The sequence below is a fragment of the Alphaproteobacteria bacterium genome (assembly GCA_035625915.1).
Classification (GTDB): domain Bacteria; phylum Pseudomonadota; class Alphaproteobacteria; order JACZXZ01; family JACZXZ01; genus DATDHA01.
In genome coordinates, this window is the sequence record DASPOR010000188.1 from 1 (window position 1) to 20,796 (window position 20,796).

Consider the following 20,796-nt stretch of genomic DNA (forward strand, 5'->3'; position numbering starts at 1 on the left):
GGTCGCTCGAGTGGGCGCTCAAGGAGACCGAGCGGCGGCGCGCGAAGCAGACCGCCTATAACGAGGCGCACGGCATCACCCCCGAAAGCATCAGGAAGGGCATTTCCGACATTCTCGACAGCGTATTCGAGCGGGACCACTTGACAGTCTCGACTGGCGACGAAGGGACCAAGCATCTCGTCGGCAAAGACCTCAAGACCCACATTGCCGACCTTGAAAAGCGCATGCGCACCGCGGCCGCCGACCTCGAGTTCGAGGAGGCGGCACGTCTGCGGGACGAGATCAGGCGCCTCGAAGCGTTGGAGCTTGGCATCGGCCAGGCGGGTGGCGAGAATAACCGATTGGCGCGCGCAATCGCAGCACACAATCTCGGCCGCTCCTCCGCCGGGAAGCCCGGAACCCATCGCGGCAAGGGCGCCAGGCGGAGCCGCTGACCGTATGCTCCCGGCGTGAACGATATTTCGAGCGCATTCGCACTGGCGGCTGGACTGGTCGTGGGCTTCGACCGCGATCTGCTATGGATCGTCGGTCTGTCCCTTTTCGTCAGCCTGTCCGCCGTGGCGGCCGCGGGCGTGATCGGGCTGCCGCTCGGCGCGGCACTGGCGATCTCAAAATTTCGAGGCAGGGAGACGATCGTCGTCTTGTTCAATGCGCTCCTGGGCCTGCCCCCCGTCGTCATCGGCCTTTTCGTCTATCTGATGCTCTCGCGAGCGGGGCCGCTCGGCGCCTTCGGTATCCTTTTCACGCCGACGGCCATGATCGTGGCGCAAGCAATTCTCGTGGTTCCCATTCTTACCGCCCTCGTCCATCGCACTGTCGCGGAGCGTTGGGCCGCCTACGGCGATTCGCTGCGCGCCGACGGGGCTTCGAGATTGCGCGCGATTCCGGAACTCATCGCAATGAGCAGCGCGGGGCTGCTCACCGCGTTCCTCGCGGGCTTCGGCCGGGCGATCTCCGAGGTCGGCGCCATCATCATCGTTGGCGGCAACATCGCCGGCGTCACGCGCACGATGACGACCACGATCACCTTGGAGACCAGTAAAGGCAACTTGCCGTTAGCACTTGCGCTCGGCGTGATATTGGTGAGCATCTCGATTGCCGTAAGCGCCTTCGCGTTCGCACTCACTCGGCGTGGACACTCGGAATGAACGATGGGTTGCTTCGGGTCACAATGGATTTGATGGTACGAACGATTCGGGCTCCGCAGCCCCGGTATGGCGCAATGTCGACGAACCCGGCCCTGGATCCGACCGTCAAGGCGAGTTCCGGCATGGGCGCGATCGGTTGGCACAATCGACCACGACAAGCCGCAAATGTAAGGATAGTGGAGGTTGCCGCGGAACCATTGCCGCCATACAGTGGATTCAACCCAAACCAGAGTCTAATATCTGGCTTCGGTGATCGGAGAGATTCGGTCTCCAAAGCCGGCATTAGCCGTGCTAAATAGGGCGTTCTTGGTAAGCGATTTCGGCGCCGCGCGGGGGATTCCACGACGGAGGCCGGCAAGGGAAGAGAGCAAGCAGTATGGGCAGAGGTAGAGATTTCCGTGGCCCGCGCAAGCGTGGCTTCGACGATGATGCATTCCCCTCGTTTGAAACTCGCAGCAGCCGGCCGATGCCCCGGCAGTTCAATGCGGGTGGAATGAGCGAACCGCCCGCGTCGACCGGACCGGTGATCGACGCAACCGTCAAATGGTTCAACCCGGACAAGGGCTTTGGCTTTATCGAGGTAGCTGATGGGTCGGGCGATGCGTTTCTGCACATCGCGGTCCTCCAAGCTTCGGGCCACGACGCGGTATCGCCTGGCGCAAAACTTCGCGTCCAGGTCGGTCGCGGTGCGAAGGGCCAGCAGGTCACAAAGGTGATGGAGGTCGATAACACCACCGCGACCGCTTCGCCGCCGCGATCGGGCTTTGCTGGCGGCACGGGTTTTCCAAGGGCGCCGCGGGCCGCTCCGGATCCATCTACGGCCGTCGAACTTGTCGGCACGGTCAAATGGTTCAACGGCGATAAGGGCTTCGGCTTTATCGCGGGCGAGGATGGCGGCAAGGATGTGTTTATCCACATTTCGGTCCTGTCATCCTCCGGGCTGCAGAACTTGGCGGAAGGCCAACGCGTCTCGATGCGGGTCGTGGCGACCCCGAAGGGCCGGGAGGCGATTTCACTGACGCTCGCGGGCTGATCTGCGGCGTGCCGGCAGGTCGGTCCGATTGAAACGCCGCGCTGGGGCGAGCGGCGCTTGCCAGGGCGTTCGGCTTCCGCCATGGTCGCCTCCATGAACGATGCGACTGCGTTGCAGCGTGTGCCCAAGGCCGCCTTGGTGACCGGAGCCGCCCAGCGCATTGGGCGCGCCCTGGCAATCGAGCTCGCCCGGGAAGGATTCGCTGTTGCCGTACACTATCGGCACTCCGCCCACGATGCCCAAAAACTGGTCGAGGAAATCGAGAACGCCGGTGGGCGCGCTATAGCACTCTCGGCTGACCTCGCACAGGAGGATGACGCAGCGAACCTCGTCCCCCGAGCCGTCGCAGCGTTTGGTCCGCTCGGCGTGCTCGTCAACAATGCCGCCGCCTTCGAGCGCGACGAGGCCCTCGACGCGACGCGAGCAAGCTGGGACCTTCATATGCAAATAAATCTGCGCGCGCCCTTTGCGCTGTCCCAAGCATTGGCGCGGGCATTGCCGCAGGGTGCTGAAGGCGTCATCGTCAACATGGTCGATCAGCGCGTCTGGCGGTTAACACCGCATTTTGTATCGTATACCGTAAGCAAGGCAGGGCTATGGACGTTGACGCGCACGCTCGCTATGGCGCTCGCACCCCGCATTCGCGTGAACGCGATCGGTCCTGGACCCGTATTGCCAAGCCGCCGGCAAACCGAGCAGCAGTTCGAAAGACAATGGCGCTCGACACCACTTGGACGTGGCGCGAGCCTCGACGAGATCGCGACGGCATTACGTTTCATTCTCGTGTCGCCTGCACTTACCGGGCAGATGTTGGCGCTCGACGGGGGCCAGCATTTGGGCTGGCCCCCGTCGACGCCGCTGCCGGAATAAGGCGCAAGTATTCCGAATTCCCGGCGCCCGCGAGAGGCCTTCCAATGCTCGGGTTACCGCATGGGCAGGAAATCTTTGGTTGTGCAAAATGCGAAACGGCACGATCAACACGCAGAGTTGCAACACGGACAGGAATGGAATGCTTTGCATATTATTAGGGCAAGATAATAACTTAAATGAACGAATTGCTTGTCAATGCCGGGCAAGGTTTTGCACAGCCAGACATGCATTCTTGCAACACTAGGACATTTCAGCGGGAATCCCGAGTTTGACAGATTGTTTACGCTTGACTTCAAAATAATTATTCATTGTCAGTTACTTGGAAGCCATGCCTATTTTTTGGGCATATACGTCAAATCATTGGTACATTTGACTCGTGATTGGTCAGGGACAAATTTTCGACAGTCTTATCCACAAGAATCGTGGATATCCGACTCGGGGTTGCGGCGTGATTTTCGATCTCGTTGGATTCGTTATGCTTTGATTGAGTTTTTTTGGCAGTTATTGCGCCGCCGCCGGTTCACCAGGCCAATATTGACCCGGAGTGGGGCGCGTTGAAAATGACACGATGATCGAAAATCGACAAGACGCAGATGTCGACGCGACGGGCCCGGGCACAAATGACGTGGCAGTGGAGGCCGGCGAATGCTTGTCGGATCCGGGCAGTCTTGCGCGCGGAAGCGAGACGATTGCCGCAGCACTCAGGACCATGCCCGAGACGCCAGGTGTGTATCGCATGCTCGACGTCCGAGGCGACGTCCTCTATGTCGGCAAGGCCAAGGACCTCAAGCGGCGTGTCGCGAGCTATACCCAACTCCCGCGCCTCTCCTATCGCATTCAACGCATGGTTGCCGAGGTTGCTCGTGTCGAAGTGATCACGACCCATACCGAGGTCGAGGCGCTTCTTCTTGAGAGCAATCTGATCAAGCGCCATGCACCCCGCTATAACGTCCTCCTCCGCGACGACAAGAGCTTTCCCTATATACTCATCACAGGGGATCACGAATGGCCGCAGATCACAAAATATCGGGGAGCGCGTAGCCGGCCGGGGGAGTATTTCGGGCCGTTCGCTTCGGCGGGCGCCGTCAACCAGACATTGGCGGCACTTGAGCGAGCTTTCCTGCTCCGCTCATGTGCCGACACCGTGTTCGCGGCCCGAACGCGCCCGTGCCTCCTATTCCAGATCAAGCGCTGCAGCGGCCCATGTGTCGGAAAAATCGCCCACGATGATTACGATAATCTCGTGCGTGAGGCGTGCGGCTTCCTTTCCGGCAAGAGCCAGGAGATCCAGCGTCGTCTTTCGGGCCAAATGCAGGAAGCGGCGGACGCGCTCGACTTCGAGACCGCGGCGATCTATCGAGATCGAATCCGCGCCCTGACCCAAATCCAAGCCCGCCAGGATATCAACGTGGCCGGCGTCGAGCAGGCCGACGTCATTGCCGCTCACCAGGGCGGAGGAATCACCTGCGTTCAGGTCTTCTTCTTCCGTGCGGGGCGAAATTACGGTAATCGCGCGTATTTCCCTCGGCATGAGAAATCGCTTGGGGTGACAGACGTGCTCGGCGCCTTTATCGGTCAATTCTATGAGAACAAGCCGCCCCCCACGCTTGTCCTCTTGAGCCACGATGTCCCTGAGCAGACGCTCATCGAGGAAGCACTCTCCGTGCGCGCAGGGCGCAGGGTCGAGCTCGCAACCCCCAAGCGCGGCGCAAAACGCAACATGGTTGAGCACGCCCTCGCCAACGCTCAGGCAGCCCATGGCCGTCATCTTGGTGAAAGTGCGTCCCAGCGCCAGCTTCTCGAGGGGCTGGCCGCGACCCTGGGCCTCGATGCACCCCCTCAGCGCATCGAGGTCTACGACAATAGCCATATCATGGGCGTAAATGCGGTCGGTGCCATGATCGTTGCCGGAGCAGAGGGCTTCATGAAAGGTGCCTATCGAAAATTCAACATAAGGACTGCGATGCAACCGCCGGCAACCGCAGCGGCCGACGGTGGGCGCGAAGAATCGAGAGAATTGGAATCCGAGGTGGGAGCCGAGGATAAGCTTGATGAACGTCCGCTGTCGGCTATAGCGCCGGGTGACGATTACGGCATGATGCGCGAGGTCTTGACTCGCCGTTTTGCCCGCGCACTCAAGGAAGATCCCGAGCGAGCGCGCGGACAGTGGCCCGACCTCATTTTAATCGATGGCGGCCTCGGCCAGCTCAACGCCGCACTTGGCGTGCTCGCAGATCTCGGAGTCGGCGATGTGGCGGTGGCCGCCATCGCAAAGGGTCCGGACCGTAACGCAGGCCGGGAGCGAATCTTCATTCCGGACCGCAAACCCATATCGCTCGAGCCCCGCGATCCAGTCCTCTATTTTCTCCAGCGCCTGCGCGATGAGGCGCATCGCTTCGCCATCGGCACGCATCGCGCCAAGCGCGCGAGAGCGATCGGCCAGTCACTGCTCGATGAAATTCCGGGCATTGGCGCCAAGCGCAAGCGCGCACTCCTTCATCACTTCGGCTCCGCCAAGAGCGTGGCGCGCGCAGGCCTCGCCGATCTCGAAGCCGCCCCCGGAATCAACAAAAACGTCGCCAAAAGGATTTACGATCACTTCCACCCTGAGGCTTAGCTCCCTATGGCCATTCGCCGGGTGGGGTCCTAAAATCGCCATCGGTTGCGCGGAGCGTTCTAGACATGGTTACGAGCGTCCCCAATATTCTGACCTTCTCCCGGATCGGGTTGATCCCACTCCTCGTGGCGCTGTTCTGGCTCCCCGGCGAGGGTGCACGTTGGGCGGCACTCGCCATCTTCATCCTTGCGGGGATCACCGACTATCTTGACGGCTATCTCGCGCGCGCATGGCGGGAGCAGTCGCAACTCGGCGCCCTTCTCGACCCCATCGCCGACAAACTCCTTGTCTCGACCACGCTGTTCCTGCTCGCGGCATTCGACCGGATCGGCGGTCTCACGCTGTTGCCGGCGATCCTCATCTTATGCCGGGAAATACTCGTCTCAGGCTTGCGCGAGTTTCTTGCGGGAATCGAGGTACGCGTCCCGGTTTCCACGCTGGCCAAATGGAAGACCACGATTCAAATGATTGCCATCGGCTTCCTGATCGTCGGCGACGCCGGGGATGTCATCGTGCCGCATACCACCGAGATCGGTATCGTCGGGCTATGGGCAGCCGCAGTCTTGACGCTTGTCACCGGCTACGACTATCTGAGGCTCGGATTTCGACACCTCGACGCGGGAGCGCCCCCCGCGCCGCCCAAGCCCAAATCCTCTGCAAAGCGGCCCGTCAACGGTGCGAAGGCCGCCAATTCCTGAGCCGGGGACCCCGACCCCCTGCCCCGCCCTTGACTTTGGGGAAACCGCGCCGGATAGCCTATGGTGAGACCGCGATGGGCTTGGGCTGAACCACGCCAAGGCGGTTCGAGGTTGGGTGGCAGGAGAATGCCCTGATTCAATCGCGTTGCATCCTATGGCGCTATTTTGCGGGCGTTCCGAAAAAGCCGGGTTAATTCTGCTGCGCGGACGGGTTTGCGATGAAGGTTTTTGGCCTTGCGGGGTGGAGCGGAAGCGGGAAGACGACGCTCCTCGTTCGGATACTGCCAGAACTTGGCCGACGTGGGCTCGCGGTCTCGACCATGAAACATGCCCACCACGCATTCGATGTCGACCAACCGGGCAAGGATAGTCATGCTCACCGCGAGGCGGGCGCTACCGAGGTGATGGTAAGCTCAGCCAAACGCTGGGCGTTGATGCACGAGTTGCGCGGCGCTGCGGAGGCGAGTGTCGAGGAACTCATCGCGCACATGACGCCGGTTGATCTGTTGATCATCGAAGGCTTCAAGAACCACCTTCACGACAAGCTCGAGGTTTATCGCTCCTCGGTCGGTAAGCCTCTCCTCTGCCGTGAAGACCCCTCGGTTGTGGCAATCGCAAGCGATACGCGGATTGACGGCGTCGATGTACCGGTCATCGGCATCGACGATATCGGGGCGATTGCGGATTTCATCGTGACGCACACGGGCTTGGCCGCTCGGAAGCAGGGAGTAGCCTAGGCGATGGCGCAGCTCAGCGATGATTGTTTCGCCCACGGCGGTACGCTGATGAGTGTCGATGCAGCGCTGGCGCTGCTTGCGGACCGGGTCGCGACGGTGGCGGAGCCGGAAATTGTGCCGCTGGCGGAAGCGCTCGACCGCGTTTTGGCCGGCGATCTCGTCGCCGCACGCAACGTGCCTCCTCACGACAATTCCGCCGTCGATGGCTACGCAGTTTATTTCGATGATCTCGACATCGAAAAGGAAACGCGACTTCCGGTGATCGGGCGCGCCGCCGCGGGCCATCCGTTCACGCGTGTCCAGGCACGTGGCACCGCGCTGCGCATTTTCACGGGTGCGGCAATGCCTAACGGGCCCACCGGCGGCGCCGGACCCGACACCGTGATGATGGAGGAGGATTGTCGCATCGAAGGCGACGTGGTTGCACTTCGCCCCGGAATCAAGGGTGGGGCCAACCGTCGAAGGGCCGGCGAGGACATCGCGGCGGGCTCGATCGTCCTTCACGGCGGGCAGCGTCTCCGGCCCCAGGACATTGGCGCCGCGGCATCCCTTGGCCTCACCCGGCTCGACGTGCGGCGTCCCCTTGCGGTCGCGCTGTTTTCGACGGGCGACGAACTCCGTGAGCCGGGGGCAGAGGCCCCGCCCGGCGCGGTCTACGATGCCAATCGCTTCACGCTCATGGCGCTCCTGAAGCGCCTCGGCTGCCGCGTGGGCGACTTCGGCATACTTGACGACGATCGCGAGGTGATTGCTTCGGCACTCGATGCCGCTGCCAGTGAGTACGACGCGATCATCACGTCGGGTGGGGTGTCGCGCGGTGAGGAAGATCATATCGGAGCGGTGCTCAAGAGGCTCGGCAGCATCTATTTTTGGCGCCTTGCAATCAAGCCTGGCCGGCCGATTGCCCTAGGACAAATTCGGGGCAAGGTGTTCGTCGGCCTACCGGGGAATCCCGTTGCGATGATGGTGACGTTCCTGCGCTTCGCGCGCCCTGTACTGTTGCGACTCCTGGGTGCGAGGGAGATCGACCCCGTACTCTATCGCGTGCGCGCCGACTTCGAGCATAGGAAAAAGCTCGGACGTCGCGAATGGGTTCGTGCACGTTTAATCGCGGACGGTTCCGGTACCTTGACCGCCCGGAAATTTCCTCGCGACGGCGCGGGCATCCTGACCTCTATGGTCGAGTCCGACGGCCTCGTCGAGTTGCCGGAGAGCTTGACCCACCTCAACGCCGGGAGCATGGTCGATTTCCTGCCCTTCAGCGAGGTGAGCCGATGAAGCTTCTCTACTTCGCATGGCTTAAGCAGCGTACCGGTATTGCCGCCGAGGAGGTCACACCGCCCGATTCCGTCACGAATGTGGCATCGCTGCTTGATTGGCTAAGGACCCGTGGCCCCGGCTATGCCGCGGCCCTCAGGGACTTGTCCGTAGTCCGTGTGGCGGTCAATCTCGAATATGTCCACGCAGATCATCCGCTCAGCGCCGAGGACGAGGTTGCCCTCTTTCCCCCGGTCACTGGGGGTTAGCGATGATTCGCGTGCAAACGGCCGATTTTGATCCTGGCAAGGAAATCGAAGCGCTCGCCAAGGGCAAATACGAGATCGGCGGGGTTGTCGTTTTCGTCGGCCTCGTGCGCGACATCGCCAAGGACAGTTCGGTGCGCTCGATGACGCTCGAGCACTACCCCGGCATGACCGAGAAGAAACTCGCGGAGATCGAAGCCGAGGCGTGCGCGCGATGGACGCTCGACGCAACGCTTATCATCCATCGCTATGGCCGGCTCGAGCCCGGCGAGCGAATCGTGTTGGTGGCCACCGCAGCAGCGCATCGCGAAGCAGCGTTCGAAGCGTGCCGCTTCCTCGTCGACTGGCTCAAGACCAAAGCGCCCTTTTGGAAAATCGAGGAGACGGCGACAGGTTCACGTTGGGTCGACGCGCGCAATGAGGATGAAGTAGCCGCGGCCGCCTGGTCGAAACCCGGCAAAAAGCCCGACGCCGCCGCATGAGTTCGGATCAACTCGCTTGCATATGATCCAGTCGTGACTGGAATAACTTCGCCACGCGCTCGATCATTCCCGGCAAGGGCGTATTATGCCCGCCAAACCGGTACGGTCATCGGGGAACCAGATTGAGACGACGAGCGTCGCAGCCAGCCGCCCCCCAAGCCGCCGCAGCGGCAGCCGCGCGCATGGGTATCTCGTGGTTCGCGGCCTTCGGCCTGCTGTTCCAGATATTCCTCGTCGCCAGCCACATTCATGTGGACGAGGATGGCTGGGTCGGACTTGTGCTGCCGCCGGGCGTCGCATCGTTGCCCGCCCACAATCACGATCTCGCTTTCCATCGACACGATGGCGCCCAAGAGCCGGACGACGCGGCGGCAATATCCCGCCATCGCCACCATTCAGGCGATGCCGCCGGGCAGTCAGTTCCCGCAAACGCCAATGACCGGGTCAAGCATCCGGATTGCCAGATTTGCCAGTCGTCGCCGGTCGTTTCCGCTTCATTTATTGCCAGTACGATCGCATTCGCTCCGGCAACCGTCGTCAAATTAGCGCAGCTGCATATTGCCGACGTCGACGCGAAGCGAAGCGAAGCACGAACGCACGTTCAGCCGAGAGCACCTCCCTACCACGCCTAATCCCAAAGGCCGGCGGCCGCCGGCGCACCATCGCGCGGATGCCGCGCGTCGGGCCGTATTGCGTCCGGGCGTTGCCGCAGCGCATTCAATGTCGAACGTCCGATCGTGCCCGGGTGATCGATCGGCTTCGTGGTTTGGAGAAAAACAATGAAAATGATAGGGGCTGGGGTAAGTGCCGTGTGCGCCAGTGGTGCAACTCGGAAGCATGCGACCCTAACGCATCTTGGCGACGCATATTACGGTCCGTCGCCGATACCTTCTGAATTGGAGACGCGGAAAACCGGAACTCGAAGTTTGTCCAGCCCTACTATGACGAAGAAGAGGGTTGAACGCTTTCGTCGCACGAATGGCCGTCAACTTTGCTTCGTAGCGAGTGCCGTGGCCGCAACGCTCGCCGCGTGTTGCATTGGGATGCTCGCCGATGGGACGCCTGCTTCAGCGCATGGCGTTGCGGGCGATCGCGTATTCCCTGCGACGATCGTCATCGACGACCCTGCGGTTGGCGACGAGTTGTCATTGCCGACGTTTTCGACGATCCACAACAGTGCCACCAACGGCAATGTCGGCTCGCGGGAGTTCGACTACGGCGCCGAATGGGACAAGACCATCACCGAAGACCTCGGCGTGAATTTCAATTTCGACTACACGGTTCTGAACTTCGACGACGGCACCAATGCAAGCGGATGGCAAGATCCGGCGTTCACCTTGAAATACAAGCTCTACGTCAACCCGGAGCATGAAATCCTGACGTCTGTCGGCGTCATACGGACGTTCGGCGGAACAGGCTCCTCCACCGTCGACAATCCCATCGGAAGCACCACGCCAACCATTTATGTCGGCAAGGGCCTGGGCGATCTGCCGGTTGATATTCTGCGTCCGTTTGCGATCACGGGTGAGTTCCAGTATCAGGTTTCCGATCAGACCACCGCGCAGGCCAACCAATGGATCATCGGCGGCTCGCTGCAATACTCGATTCCTTACCTGCAACAGCACGTGAAGGACATGGGCCTGCCCGAAATGGTCAGTCGAATGATTCCGATCGTCGAATACTCGATTACCGTGCCGTCGAATGGAGCGCCGGGCGGTGCGGTCACCGGAACCATCGCACCGGGCGTTCTCTATGAAGGGGACGCGTGGCAGCTCGGCCTCGAGGCGCTTATTCCCGCCACAAGCGCCACCAAGACGAACGTGGGCGCCATCGCTCAATTCCATCTCTATCTCGACGACATCTTCCCTGACACTATCGGCAAACCGATCTTTGGAAATTGATCATGCAGAAAAGATCTCTCCCTCTTCTCGCCGCAGTCGCCCTCGCCTTGGGCACCGCGGCGGCATTCGCCCATGCTTTCCTCGACCGCGCTAGTCCTGCAGTCGGCAGCACCACGCACGGCTCACCACCCGAGGTGCGAATATGGCTTACTCAGGGGGTCGAACCGGCCTTCAGCACGATTGAAGTGACGGACGCGAGCGGAAAACGCGTCGACAAGGGCAACGCCTCGGTCGATCCAAACGACAATAAGCAACTGACGGTATCGCTGCCGAATTTGCCACCCGGAACCTACAAAGTGACCTGGCGCGTAACGTCTGTCGACACACACCAGACTTCGGGAAATTTCACCTTCAAGGTGGAGCCGTGACCAAAGGGCGTTTGATCGGGCTTCATCGGTCAGGTATGCGATGGATACGCTCTATTTCCTGAGCGCTGCGGCACGGGCAAGCCACTATGCGAGCGTTGTGCTCCCGTTCGGGTCCTTTACCTGCGCGTTCGTCGTGGCTCGCCCGGCGTTCCGGCGCGTCTCGAACGAGCATGCGGAACGGCCGAAGCTGCGGCGATTTCTTTTGAGACTGGCACTTGGCGGTACTGTCGCAGGGGCGGCGACGACCGTGCTAAATCTCTGGATGACCGCCGCCGGGATGAGCGGGCAGCCGCTTCCGGACGCATTGCGACCCGAAATTCTCGGGGCAGTGCTTACCCAGACCAAATTCGGTCATATCTGGTTGGTGCGGATTTTCGTGACCGCATTGCTTGCCGCCGTGCTCGGCTTTCTGCTCTTACGACGGCGCGAGAAGGAGAGTCTCGCAGGCGAATGCTTTGCCGCCCTGCTCGCTGCGGCACTCCTGGCTTCACTCGCCTACATCGGCCATTCCAACGACGGCACCGGAGCCGAAGGCGCCTTTCGCGTTGGCGCGGACATGGTGCATCTTCTCGCGGCCGGCGCCTGGCTTGGCGCCTTGCCGGGGTTTGTCTTCATGCTAGCCCGGGCGGGGGATCCCAAGGTGCGATACGGTCTCCGCCTCGCGCACGAGGCGGCTGTACAATTTTCGCCCCTTGGCATTGTCAGTGTATCGCTCCTGCTGCTGACGGGTACCGTGAATAGCTGGTATCTCGTGGGCTCGGTAATCGCACTCGTGGGCACCACGTACGGCTGGATTTTGCTTTTGAAGCTCGGCATTTTGGCCATCATGCTGACGGTGGCGGCGATCAATCGCCAACGTCTTACGCCCAGGCTCGATTCATCTTCATCGTCGGCGCGGGACGCGCGCGCGACCCTCCAGGCACTCCGACGGAATTCGACCATCGAAACTGGACTCGGTCTCATCTTGCTTTGCGTGGTGGGCGCTCTCGTCGCGGCAACGCCCGCGGCCCACGAAGAGCCGCTTTGGCCGTTCCCCTATCAACTCGACACCGTCGGCCTTGTGGTCACGCCTGAGCTTGAGGCCAAGTTCATCCTCGCGGTACTCCTCGCGCTCGGCGGCATCGGCGGAATAATCTGGGGACTGCTCAAGCGGTTTTGGTGGACTCCTCTTGGCGGGCTTGTCATGTTGGGGGCGGCGTTGGCGCTTCCGGCACCCTACCTCCTGACCGATGCTTATCCGACGAGCTTTTATCACTCGCCCGTCGCCTATGACGCGGAATCAATAAGACGAGGCGAGCAGGCTTATGACGCCAACTGTTCCGCGTGCCATGGCGCATACGGCTACGGCGATGGGCGGTTGGCGGACTCGCTGCCGATAAAGCCATCGGATCTTACGGGTGCGCATCTCCTTCATCACGGCGCCGGTACGCTTTTCTGGTGGATAAGCTATGGCATAGAGGGAACTCCCATGCCTGGATTCGACGATCGACTCGACGTGGATGCACGCTGGGACACGATAAATTTTCTCCGTGCGCAGACGGACGCCGAGCAATCGAACGGCATGGACGCCGCGGTCGAACCGTTCCGACCGATCGTCGCACCCGATTTTTTCTTTCAGCCTCTGAATCAAAATCAAGAGACGTTGAAAAGCCTCCGCGGCAGAACGAACGTGCTGCTGGTCCTTTACAGCTTGCCCGACTCAATGGCGCGGCTCGAAGCCCTCGAATCCGCAAAACCGTCCTTGGCGGTACTCGACACGCGAATCATCGCGATCGCGATGACGACCGATGCCGCGACCGAAGGACAACCGGGTTCCTTAGCAAGTCCATCGATCCTTGCCGATGCCAACCCCGATGTCGTCGCGGCTTACACGCTGTTCCGTCGCGTGCCAACCGGGGAGGGCGTCTTGCCCGTTCCACGGCACATGGAATTCCTTATCGACCGCGCCGGGTATCTTCGCGCGCGGTGGCTGCCATCAGAGGAAAAAGGCTGGAGCGATGTCGCAATCCTGCGCCGCGAGATCGAGACGCTCAACAAAGAACCGCCGCGCGAGCCGGCGCCCGAGGGGCATGTGCATTGATCCTAGCGCCTGCGCGCGAAGCACTCACGCAGCACTCGGTTTTCCCCACCGCCGGACGAGCTTGTCGTAATCCTCGAGCAAAGTCCGCGTGACACTACCAACCTCGAACTTGTATTCGCCGATCTCGGCGACCGGAGTCACCTCAGCGGCGGTGCCGCAGATGAAGACCTCCTGGGTCTTGGCAAGCTCATCGGGCATGATGGCGCGTTCGATGGTCTTGATCTGGCGATCCTTTGCAAGTCCGATGACGGTCTGGCGCGTAATGCCGTTCAAGAAACAGTCCGGCGTCGGCGTGTGCAGCTCCCCGTTTTGGACCAAGAAGACGTTCGCACCCGTCGCCTCGGCGATGCGCCCGCGCCAATCGAGCATGAGCGCATCCGCATAGCCCGCGCGCTCGGCTGCGTGCTTGCTGATCGTGCAGATCATGTAGAGGCCGGCCGCCTTGCTCGACGTCGGCGCCGTGTTCGGAGACGGCCGGGCGTACTTCGCCCATCCGAGCCTAATCCCCCTCATGCGCGCCTCGGGCGAAAAATAGGACGGCCACGGCCAGGTGGCGATTGCGAGATGAATTTTGCTTTGCTGGGCGGATACCCCCATGACTTCGCTGCCGCGCCAAGCGACCGGCCGCACGTAGCCGTCGACGATACCATTCGCCTTTACAACCGCATCGCAAGCGCGATCGATTTCCTCGACCGACCAAGGAATCTCGAAGTCGAGCCCGCGCGCCGACGCTACCAGACGCTCGGTGTGTTCAGTGAGCTTGAAGATAATACCGCCATAGACACGCTCGCCTTCGAAGACGCAGCTTGCGTAGTGAAGTCCGTGGGTCAGGACATGTACCTTCGCATCGCGCCACGGAACGAGTTTGCCGTCGAACCAGATCTCTCCATCACGATCGTCAAAAGGAATAAGCGCCATGTCGTTCCGCCCTTTGTCAAATTCAGATCGGCGCATCCTTTGCGATCCGGCGCCGACGGGAATGTCTTGCATGACGTAACATTAGGCGGCATATACGTCAACGTGGCTGACTTAAAATCGGGTTTCAATCAACTGTTCTTGCGCGAGGAAGAGCTTCGGCGCGGCATGGAACTTTTGTTCTTTGCCTACCGCGACTTTGCTGCGGAACCCGACGGATTGTTGACGCGGCATAAGTTCGGGCGCGCTCATCACCGGGTGATCTATTTCGTCGGCCGTTATCCCGGCATCAGCGTGACGGAGCTTTTGAACATCCTCAAGATCACCAAGCAAAGCCTCTCCCGCGTGCTGGGGCAGCTTGTGCGCGAGGGCGTTGTACTCCAAAAGCCGGGCCCGAACGACCGTCGGCAGCGCCGCCTCGAATTGACGGCAAAGGGGATCGACATCGAAGACGCGCTCACACGCCGTCAGCGCGAGCGGTTCGCACGCGCCTTCCGCAACGCCGGTGCGGACGCGGTTGAGGGATTTCGCCAAGTCCTGCTTCAGCTCGTCAACGAGCGCGACCAGACCCGCTTTCGTGCCCCGCAATAGGCGGCCGTCCCACTCCCCTGCTATACTCCGACAATGACCGACGACGCCCCTCACGTCCTTGTTGTCGATGACGACAAACGCCTGCGCGAGCTTCTGCGCCGCTATTTGTCCGAGAACGGGTTTCGAGTCACGACGGCCGGGAATGCCGTCGAAGCGTGGGCGAAGCTTGAAGGCCTTGCCTTCGATCTCATTGTGCTTGACGTCATGATGCCGGGCCAAAACGGGCTCGACTTCACCGAATCGTTGCGCCGCAAAAGCCAGGTGCCGATCCTCATGCTCACCGCAATGGGCGAATCCCGCGACCGCATCAGAGGTCTCGAACGAGGTGCGGACGATTATCTGCCGAAGCCGTTCGAGCCGCGCGAGATCGTGCTTCGTATTCAGCGGATATTGAGTCGTGTGCCGACTCAACCTGCACTTGAACCACTCACACAGGTACGCCTCGGCGCCTTTGTGTTCGATTTGCGTCGCGAGGAATTGACCCGTGACGGCGAGTTAATCAAGCTGACCGAAAGCGAGGCACGGCTACTCAAGGTTCTGGCGAGCCACGCGGGTGAGCCACTCGAACGTCGACACCTCGCGGCAGAAAGCGATATGTCCGGTAGCGCGCGAACGGTGGACGTTCAGGTCACTCGACTGCGACGCAAGATCGAACCCGATCCGCGCATACCGCGCTATCTTCAAACCGTTCGCGGCAAGGGCTATTTGCTGCGGCCCGATTGAGAAGTTGTGTGGATGATTCAACCTGCGGGGTAAGGCGCCGCCCGCGACCGGGCTCGATCCCGGCGTTTTGACCGATTGGGTCTGCGACCCCAATCGGCGGTCGGTGGCATAACACAGGATGGCTTGGAGTGCGACGAGGTGATATGGAATCGGTGCCGAATTAACGAAGCGGAGCGTCACTGTGCGGGGTTTGCCAGACGCGTTGATGCAACGGGCGAAGCGCTATCTTCCTCGCTCGCTGATGGGGCGCTCACTCCTCATCATCGTAACACCGCTCGTGTTGCTACAGGTCGTGTCCACTTACATTTTCTACGAACGCCATTGGGACACGGTGACCCGCCAGCTCGCGTCCACCCTCGCCGGCGACGTTGCCGTCATCGTGGGTTTTCTCGAGGAGCACCATGACGAAGCGAGCCGCCAATGGATTCTCGGGGTTGCCGATCAACGCATGGGGATCCGGGCGCGCTTCCAACCCGACGCTCGGATTAACCCCGACCTAACGCGCTTGCCGCCCGATTCGCTCGACCGCTTGCTGATTCCCTATCTCGAGGACCGCATCAATCGCCCCTTCGACATTGATACGAGCGAACTCGACCGCGACATCGAAATCAGCGTGCAGCTGCCGGACGGCCTGCTGATCGCCACGACGACGCGCAAGCGATTGTTCAGTCCGACCACCTATATTTTCATTCTGTGGATGGTCGGCTCATCCTTGGTGCTCGTCTCGATTGCGACCATTTTCATGCGCAACCAGATTCGGCCGATCAGACGCCTCGCCGCCGCGGCGAACAGTTTCGGTAAGGGCCGCGACGTGCCGAATTTCCGGCCGGCGGGTGCCGCAGAGGTGCGCCAAGCCGCTTCTGCCTTCATGGAAATGCGCGACCGCATCAAGCGCCAGATCGAACAGCGTACTGAAATGCTGGCAGGCGTCTCCCACGATTTGCGTACGCCGCTCACGCGCATGAAGCTGCAGCTTGCCCTACTAGGCGATAGCGTCGAATCGGAAGAGCTAAAGGCCGACGTCGCCGACATGGAAAAGATGATTGAGGGTTATCTCGCGTTTGCGCGCGGCGAGGGCACGGAAGCGCCCGAGCCCGCGGACTTATCCTCAGTCCTTGAACAAGTCGTGGCGGGTGCCCGCAAGGAGGGAGCGAAGATCGACCTCCATACGGAAGAGCATCTCATCGTCCCCGTTCGCCTCGAGGCCATCAAACGGGGACTTATGAACCTCGTCTCGAATGCCGTGCGATATGGTCGGCACATTCAGGTGCGCGCCGGGCGGCGGGAAGACGCAATCGAAATCCTGGTCGACGACGACGGACCCGGCATTCCCCGCGATCAGCGCGAGGCTGTGTTTCGGGCGTTCGTCCGGCTCGATCCGTCGCGCAATGTTGAGACTGGCGGAGTCGGACTCGGTCTTACCATCGCGCGCGATGTCGTGCGGGGACACGGCGGAGAACTCGTCCTCGACGATTCACCCCTTGGTGGGCTCCGGGCGCGCGTGCGCCTGCCCATTTAACGAACCTGCGGGCAACGGGTGCACATCCGCAATCGGCGCTTCCAGGCGAGATGTGCGGCGAAATACCGAGTTCCCGCTCCCGGCACTCCTGTGATAGGGTCCGGCCGCCAAACCGGCCCGGACATTCAGCGGGATATGGAATGACTTTACTCGACCTCGATCGCCTTGACGCGACCCCCCTCTCCAAGGAACCGTATGAATTCGTGATGGTGCCCAATTTCGTTCGTCCTGAAGCGATCGGCCCCATCCGCGATGCGTATCCCCGCATCGATCAGCCAGGCAGCTTCCCGGTAAGCAAGGTCACATTCGGAAAAGGCTTTGCGAACCTCCTCAAGGCGCTTGAGGGGCCCGATTTTCGCCACGCGATCGAGGGCAAGTTTGGCGTCGACTTATCGGGCCGGCCCACCATGGTTACGGTGCGGGGCAATTGCGGCCCGCGGGACGGTGGCATCCACACGGATTCGAGGAGCAAGATTGTCACGGTGCTTCTCTATCTGAACGAGCCGTGGGAGGCGCAGGGGGGAAGGTTGCGCCTGCTGCGCTCTTCTACCGATCTTGAGGATTACGCGCTCGAAGTTCCGCCGGAGGCTGGGCTTCTTCTCGCGTTCCGGCGGAGCGACCGATCCTTTCACGGCCACAAACCCTATATCGGCCCGCGTCGTGTGGTCCAGCTCAATTGGGTAGCGAATAGCGGGCACGTCCTCTGGGACTTGATGCGCCATCGCCTTTCGGCGTGGATCAAGCGCGCCGCTTAGTGCCGCCAATCGCGTCTAACCGACGAGGGTCGGCCTCCACTCAGCCGTTCCCCGCGAAGCGATCGGTCGCCTTGATGAGATTGTCGAGGATCCCGGGTTCGTTGTAGGCGTGCCCGGCACCCTCAACGATGTGAAACTCCGCCTCCGGCCATTTTTCGTGAAGTTCCCACGCAGTCGTCGCCGGGCAACATATATCGTAGCGGCCATGCACGATGACCGTCGGGATGTGCCGGATCTTGTCGGCGTCGCGCAGAAGTTGGCCTTCTTCGAGGAACCCCTTATTTGAGAAATAATGGTTCTCGATGCGCGCAAAGGCGAGGGCGAAGGCATCGTCCGCGTGGTGGCTCGAAAGCGACGGATCGGGAAGCATCGTCACCGTCTCGCCTTCCCAAACGCTCCACGCCTTGGCCGCCCGTAACTGCTCGTCACGGTCCGCGCCGTTTAATCGGCGCCGATATGCAGCGACCAGATCATGACGTTCTTCCGGCGGAATCGGTGCCAGGAAATGTTGCCACTTGTCGGGAAAGATGAGCGAGGCGCCTGACTGGTAGAACCAGCGTATTTCCGCCGCCCTTATCGTGAAGATGCCGCGAAGCACGAGCTCGCTGACGCGTTCAGGATGCTTCTGCGCGTAGGACAGCGCCAACGTCGAACCCCACGACCCGCCGAATACCAGCCATCGCTCAACCCCCATCATAATTCGCAGGCGCTCGATATCTGCGACGAGATGCCAGGTCGAGTTCGCGTCAAGGGAGGCGTGAGGCGTGCTTTTGCCGCAGCCTCGCTGATCGAAAAGAAGCACATTGTAGCGCCCCGGATCGAAAAGCCGGCGATGGTGTGGCGAAAACCCAGCGCCCGGCCCGCCATGCAGGAAGATCGCGGGTTTGCCCGTCGGGTTGCCACTTCGCTCCCAATAGACCCGATGGCCATCGCCCACGTCGAGCCAGCCCTTGTCGTAAGGTTCGATGGTGGGATAGAGCGTGCGCAGATTCTCGATCACGTTCGGCATTTCGTTTCGCCTTCTCGAAGTGGGAGTTGCGGCCTCGAAACATAGCGCCCGCGAAAGGCAAGGGCGGCGAATGGACAGTCAGTGCACTCAAGCATGGTGGTCACATCAAACCGTCGCAATAGGCGTCACCGGAGAGCCGACCGCACCCGGCAATCGAAGTGGTGGCGCCGTCAGCAGGAACCGGCTCCGCCCATGCGTGCGGAGCCAGCGGGCCAGCTCCGAAAGGTACCAGATTTCACCAAGCGGAATGCCGAGCTTGAATAGGCAATGTTCGTGGAGCGGCAGTGCCGCATGCTGCCCGTTCGTCGGTGCGGAAGGAAATGCTTCGACTGCGTAATTGTCAGAAATCAGCGCCGCCACGTTGCTGTCGGTGATCCACTGCAGCAGCCTTGGATCACGACCATTGAGTGCCGCACAGGAGTTCTCGAGGTCATGTGAATTGGGCCGGCGATTCATTTCGAGGATGACGTCATCGAAACCAGTATAGATCAGCGCCATGTCACCTGGCTCAATCGCGACCTTGTCGGCATGCAGGACGGCCATCAGATCATCATAGCCCACGAGCTTCCGTGCCCGGCCGAAATGCGCGTGAAGATCGATGAGGACGCCGCGGCCTTGGATGCCGTTCGCCGCGTAATTCTCGATGCCAAGCGCCTTGGCCCCAACGCCTTCGAAGCGCGCCCAAGTTTCCGCACCCAGCCTGGCGGACGTACCCACCACGTGCTCCCCGGCTCGCCAACCGTTGTAATAGACGGGTTCGGGCACGCCGTCGGCGTCAGCATCGAATAGGCTGCCGGCATGGGCGAAGCTGTCCCACTGGGTCGAGTATTGAGTATGGAGGAATACCGCATCGTCGCTCAGTACGTCTGTCAAATTCGGATCGGTGTTCTTGAGTGGAAAGTTGTAGTTTTGCGCATCCCCACGCAGTGTCGCAAAAAGTCGCGGGGGGTGACGGCGGGGGTTGAGCACATTCCCGCCGGGATAATCGAGGGGAAGCGAAAGGCAGAAGGCGTGACCCTCTTTCACTTCCGCCGCGGCTTGGCGCCGCTTTTCGGGGGTGAGCAGGTTGAGGCGGCCGAGCTGGTCGTCTTCGCCGAAATCGCCCCAGTTCGATCCTTCGGGCCGCCGTTTCCAGCGCTTTGCCATTTGCTACTCCCGACCGCCTAAATGTGTTTAGCGCCTCGGCTTTTAAGCTTCGTCACCATTGTCCGCGCGCGGAAGCGGGCGTCCATCATCGCAGTTTCGGGCTCTCCACTTCGCTCCGGCCGGAATGAAAGGTCGACACCGGGGCGTCTTCGGCCGAAGCAATTGCCTTAAAACAACTTTCCGCCATTGGGGACTGCGTGCGTCGGCGACACCAGCACGACCTCGCCCCCCTCATCCGGAAAGCCGAGGACCAGCACTTCGCTCATCACCTTGCCAATTTGCTTGACCGGGAAATTGACCACCGCAGCAACCTGTCGACCGACCAGCTCGTGCACCTGGTAATGTTTGGTGATCTGAGCCGAGGTGCGCTTGATTCCAATTGCAGGCCCGAAATCGACCCGCAGCTTCAAGGCGGGCTTGCGCGCCTCGGGATAGGGCTCTGCCTCAACGATCGTGCCGACGCGAATGTCGACCCGCTCGAATTCCCCATACGCGATTTGCTCCATGGCCTCGCCTCGTATTCATGGCGGCGCACGCTAACATCGCAGCCGCCCGGCTTCAATCCCAGCCGGCTTCGATTGAAAAGCGATTTGCGCCCGTCAGTCCTTGGAAGAGATGCGAAAGCAACGCCGCTTCAGCGGCGAAAGCTGCTCGCGGCCAAGCCGCCCGCAACGGGCTGAC

22 protein-coding genes are annotated in these 20,796 nt (G+C 61.2%); 18 read left to right on the top strand and 4 right to left on the bottom strand.

What is annotated here, in order from left to right; genetic code table 11:
• From VEJ16_14605 to copD, 14 genes are all read left to right on the top strand, one after another.
• A partial coding sequence (locus VEJ16_14605) for a UvrB/UvrC motif-containing protein (protein HYB10895.1) occupies positions 1-434 on the top strand: 434 nt, incomplete at its 5' end.
• A gap of 15 nt (positions 435-449) precedes the next feature.
• Positions 450-1,148 (top strand): ABC transporter permease, encoded by a 699-nt coding sequence (locus tag VEJ16_14610; GenBank protein HYB10896.1) that lies wholly within the window; start codon positions 450-452, stop codon positions 1,146-1,148.
• A gap of 493 nt (positions 1,149-1,641) precedes the next feature.
• Positions 1,642-2,181, top strand: coding sequence for a cold shock domain-containing protein (locus VEJ16_14615; protein HYB10897.1), 540 nt, complete (start codon positions 1,642-1,644; stop codon positions 2,179-2,181).
• Between the two features lie 93 nt (positions 2,182-2,274).
• Entirely contained in the window at positions 2,275-3,051 is a 777-nt protein-coding gene (locus tag VEJ16_14620; protein ID HYB10898.1) for an SDR family oxidoreductase, read from the top strand.
• Positions 3,052-3,760: 709 nt separating this feature from the next.
• The gene (gene uvrC / locus VEJ16_14625) at positions 3,761-5,668 is read left to right on the top strand and encodes an excinuclease ABC subunit UvrC (protein HYB10899.1); all 1,908 of its coding nucleotides are present in this window, start codon (positions 3,761-3,763) and stop codon (positions 5,666-5,668) included.
• 65 nt (positions 5,669-5,733) lie between these two features.
• The gene (gene pgsA / locus VEJ16_14630; protein ID HYB10900.1) at positions 5,734-6,366 is read left to right on the top strand and encodes a CDP-diacylglycerol--glycerol-3-phosphate 3-phosphatidyltransferase; all 633 of its coding nucleotides are present in this window, start codon (positions 5,734-5,736) and stop codon (positions 6,364-6,366) included.
• A 218-nt stretch (positions 6,367-6,584) separates the two neighbouring features.
• A complete protein-coding gene (gene mobB, locus VEJ16_14635; GenBank protein HYB10901.1) occupies positions 6,585-7,103 on the top strand; it encodes a molybdopterin-guanine dinucleotide biosynthesis protein B in 519 nt (172 codons plus the stop codon).
• Positions 7,104-7,106: 3 nt separating this feature from the next.
• Positions 7,107-8,381, top strand: a complete 1,275-nt coding sequence (gene glp / locus VEJ16_14640; GenBank protein HYB10902.1) for a gephyrin-like molybdotransferase Glp — start codon at positions 7,107-7,109, stop codon at positions 8,379-8,381.
• The gene (gene moaD, locus VEJ16_14645; protein ID HYB10903.1) at positions 8,378-8,629 is read left to right on the top strand and encodes a molybdopterin converting factor subunit 1; all 252 of its coding nucleotides are present in this window, start codon (positions 8,378-8,380) and stop codon (positions 8,627-8,629) included. The genes glp and moaD overlap by 4 nt, the downstream gene beginning before the upstream one ends.
• Before the next feature lie 2 nt (positions 8,630-8,631).
• Positions 8,632-9,108, top strand: a complete 477-nt coding sequence (locus tag VEJ16_14650; protein HYB10904.1) for a molybdenum cofactor biosynthesis protein MoaE — start codon at positions 8,632-8,634, stop codon at positions 9,106-9,108.
• Between the two features lie 122 nt (positions 9,109-9,230).
• On the top strand, positions 9,231-9,740 hold the full coding sequence (locus VEJ16_14655; protein ID HYB10905.1) for a hypothetical protein: 510 nt from the start codon (positions 9,231-9,233) through the stop codon (positions 9,738-9,740).
• 309 nt (positions 9,741-10,049) lie between these two features.
• A complete protein-coding gene (locus VEJ16_14660; GenBank protein HYB10906.1) occupies positions 10,050-11,009 on the top strand; it encodes a hypothetical protein in 960 nt (319 codons plus the stop codon).
• A gap of 2 nt (positions 11,010-11,011) precedes the next feature.
• Positions 11,012-11,377 carry a copper resistance CopC family protein gene (locus tag VEJ16_14665; protein HYB10907.1) on the top strand — a complete coding sequence of 122 codons (366 nt, stop codon included), beginning with the start codon at positions 11,012-11,014 and terminating at the stop codon, positions 11,375-11,377.
• A gap of 40 nt (positions 11,378-11,417) precedes the next feature.
• A complete protein-coding gene (gene copD / locus VEJ16_14670; protein ID HYB10908.1) occupies positions 11,418-13,457 on the top strand; it encodes a copper homeostasis membrane protein CopD in 2,040 nt (679 codons plus the stop codon).
• A 24-nt stretch (positions 13,458-13,481) separates the two neighbouring features.
• On the opposite strand, the gene VEJ16_14675 is transcribed toward copD, so the two are convergent.
• Positions 13,482-14,375 (bottom strand): branched-chain amino acid aminotransferase, encoded by an 894-nt coding sequence (locus VEJ16_14675; protein ID HYB10909.1) that lies wholly within the window; start codon positions 14,373-14,375, stop codon positions 13,482-13,484.
• A gap of 102 nt (positions 14,376-14,477) precedes the next feature.
• On the opposite strand from VEJ16_14675, the gene VEJ16_14680 reads away from it, so the two are divergent.
• The 4 genes from VEJ16_14680 (at position 14,478) to VEJ16_14695 (ending at position 17,960) form a co-directional block, all read left to right on the top strand.
• The gene (locus tag VEJ16_14680; GenBank protein ID HYB10910.1) at positions 14,478-14,963 is read left to right on the top strand and encodes a MarR family transcriptional regulator; all 486 of its coding nucleotides are present in this window, start codon (positions 14,478-14,480) and stop codon (positions 14,961-14,963) included.
• A 33-nt stretch (positions 14,964-14,996) separates the two neighbouring features.
• Complete coding sequence (locus VEJ16_14685) at positions 14,997-15,686, top strand: response regulator transcription factor (protein HYB10911.1); 690 nt, start codon at positions 14,997-14,999, stop codon at positions 15,684-15,686.
• 205 nt (positions 15,687-15,891) lie between these two features.
• Positions 15,892-17,205, top strand: a complete 1,314-nt coding sequence (locus VEJ16_14690; GenBank protein ID HYB10912.1) for an ATP-binding protein — start codon at positions 15,892-15,894, stop codon at positions 17,203-17,205.
• A 140-nt stretch (positions 17,206-17,345) separates the two neighbouring features.
• Entirely contained in the window at positions 17,346-17,960 is a 615-nt protein-coding gene (locus tag VEJ16_14695; GenBank protein HYB10913.1) for a 2OG-Fe(II) oxygenase, read from the top strand.
• A gap of 40 nt (positions 17,961-18,000) precedes the next feature.
• On the opposite strand, the gene pip is transcribed toward VEJ16_14695, so the two are convergent.
• The 3 genes from pip to VEJ16_14710 all read right to left on the bottom strand — a co-directional run bounded on the left by pip (position 18,001) and on the right by VEJ16_14710 (position 20,621).
• Positions 18,001-18,960, bottom strand: a complete 960-nt coding sequence (pip, locus tag VEJ16_14700; protein HYB10914.1) for a prolyl aminopeptidase — start codon at positions 18,958-18,960, stop codon at positions 18,001-18,003.
• 114 nt (positions 18,961-19,074) lie between these two features.
• Positions 19,075-20,115, bottom strand: coding sequence for a cyclase family protein (locus VEJ16_14705; protein ID HYB10915.1), 1,041 nt, complete (start codon positions 20,113-20,115; stop codon positions 19,075-19,077).
• Positions 20,116-20,282: 167 nt separating this feature from the next.
• On the bottom strand, positions 20,283-20,621 hold the full coding sequence (locus VEJ16_14710; protein HYB10916.1) for a tRNA-binding protein: 339 nt from the start codon (positions 20,619-20,621) through the stop codon (positions 20,283-20,285).
• Between the last annotated feature and the right edge of the window lie 175 nt (positions 20,622-20,796).

Coding starts and splice junctions, on each gene's coding strand:
- VEJ16_14615 (HYB10897.1), top strand. CDS start 1,642: ATGAGCGAACCGCCCGCGTCGACCGGACCGGTGATCGACGCAACCGTC.
- VEJ16_14620 (HYB10898.1), top strand. CDS start 2,275: ATGAACGATGCGACTGCGTTGCAGCGTGTGCCCAAGGCCGCCTTGGTG.
- uvrC (HYB10899.1), top strand. CDS start 3,761: ATGCCCGAGACGCCAGGTGTGTATCGCATGCTCGACGTCCGAGGCGAC.
- pgsA (HYB10900.1), top strand. CDS start 5,734: ATGGTTACGAGCGTCCCCAATATTCTGACCTTCTCCCGGATCGGGTTG.
- mobB (HYB10901.1), top strand. CDS start 6,585: ATGAAGGTTTTTGGCCTTGCGGGGTGGAGCGGAAGCGGGAAGACGACG.
- glp (HYB10902.1), top strand. CDS start 7,107: ATGGCGCAGCTCAGCGATGATTGTTTCGCCCACGGCGGTACGCTGATG.
- moaD (HYB10903.1), top strand. CDS start 8,378: ATGAAGCTTCTCTACTTCGCATGGCTTAAGCAGCGTACCGGTATTGCC.
- VEJ16_14650 (HYB10904.1), top strand. CDS start 8,632: ATGATTCGCGTGCAAACGGCCGATTTTGATCCTGGCAAGGAAATCGAA.
- VEJ16_14660 (HYB10906.1), top strand. CDS start 10,050: ATGACGAAGAAGAGGGTTGAACGCTTTCGTCGCACGAATGGCCGTCAA.
- VEJ16_14665 (HYB10907.1), top strand. CDS start 11,012: ATGCAGAAAAGATCTCTCCCTCTTCTCGCCGCAGTCGCCCTCGCCTTG.
- copD (HYB10908.1), top strand. CDS start 11,418: ATGGATACGCTCTATTTCCTGAGCGCTGCGGCACGGGCAAGCCACTAT.
- VEJ16_14675 (HYB10909.1), bottom strand. CDS start 14,375: ATGGCGCTTATTCCTTTTGACGATCGTGATGGAGAGATCTGGTTCGAC.
- VEJ16_14685 (HYB10911.1), top strand. CDS start 14,997: ATGACCGACGACGCCCCTCACGTCCTTGTTGTCGATGACGACAAACGC.
- VEJ16_14690 (HYB10912.1), top strand. CDS start 15,892: ATGCAACGGGCGAAGCGCTATCTTCCTCGCTCGCTGATGGGGCGCTCA.
- VEJ16_14695 (HYB10913.1), top strand. CDS start 17,346: ATGACTTTACTCGACCTCGATCGCCTTGACGCGACCCCCCTCTCCAAG.
- VEJ16_14705 (HYB10915.1), bottom strand. CDS start 20,115: ATGGCAAAGCGCTGGAAACGGCGGCCCGAAGGATCGAACTGGGGCGAT.
- VEJ16_14710 (HYB10916.1), bottom strand. CDS start 20,621: ATGGAGCAAATCGCGTATGGGGAATTCGAGCGGGTCGACATTCGCGTC.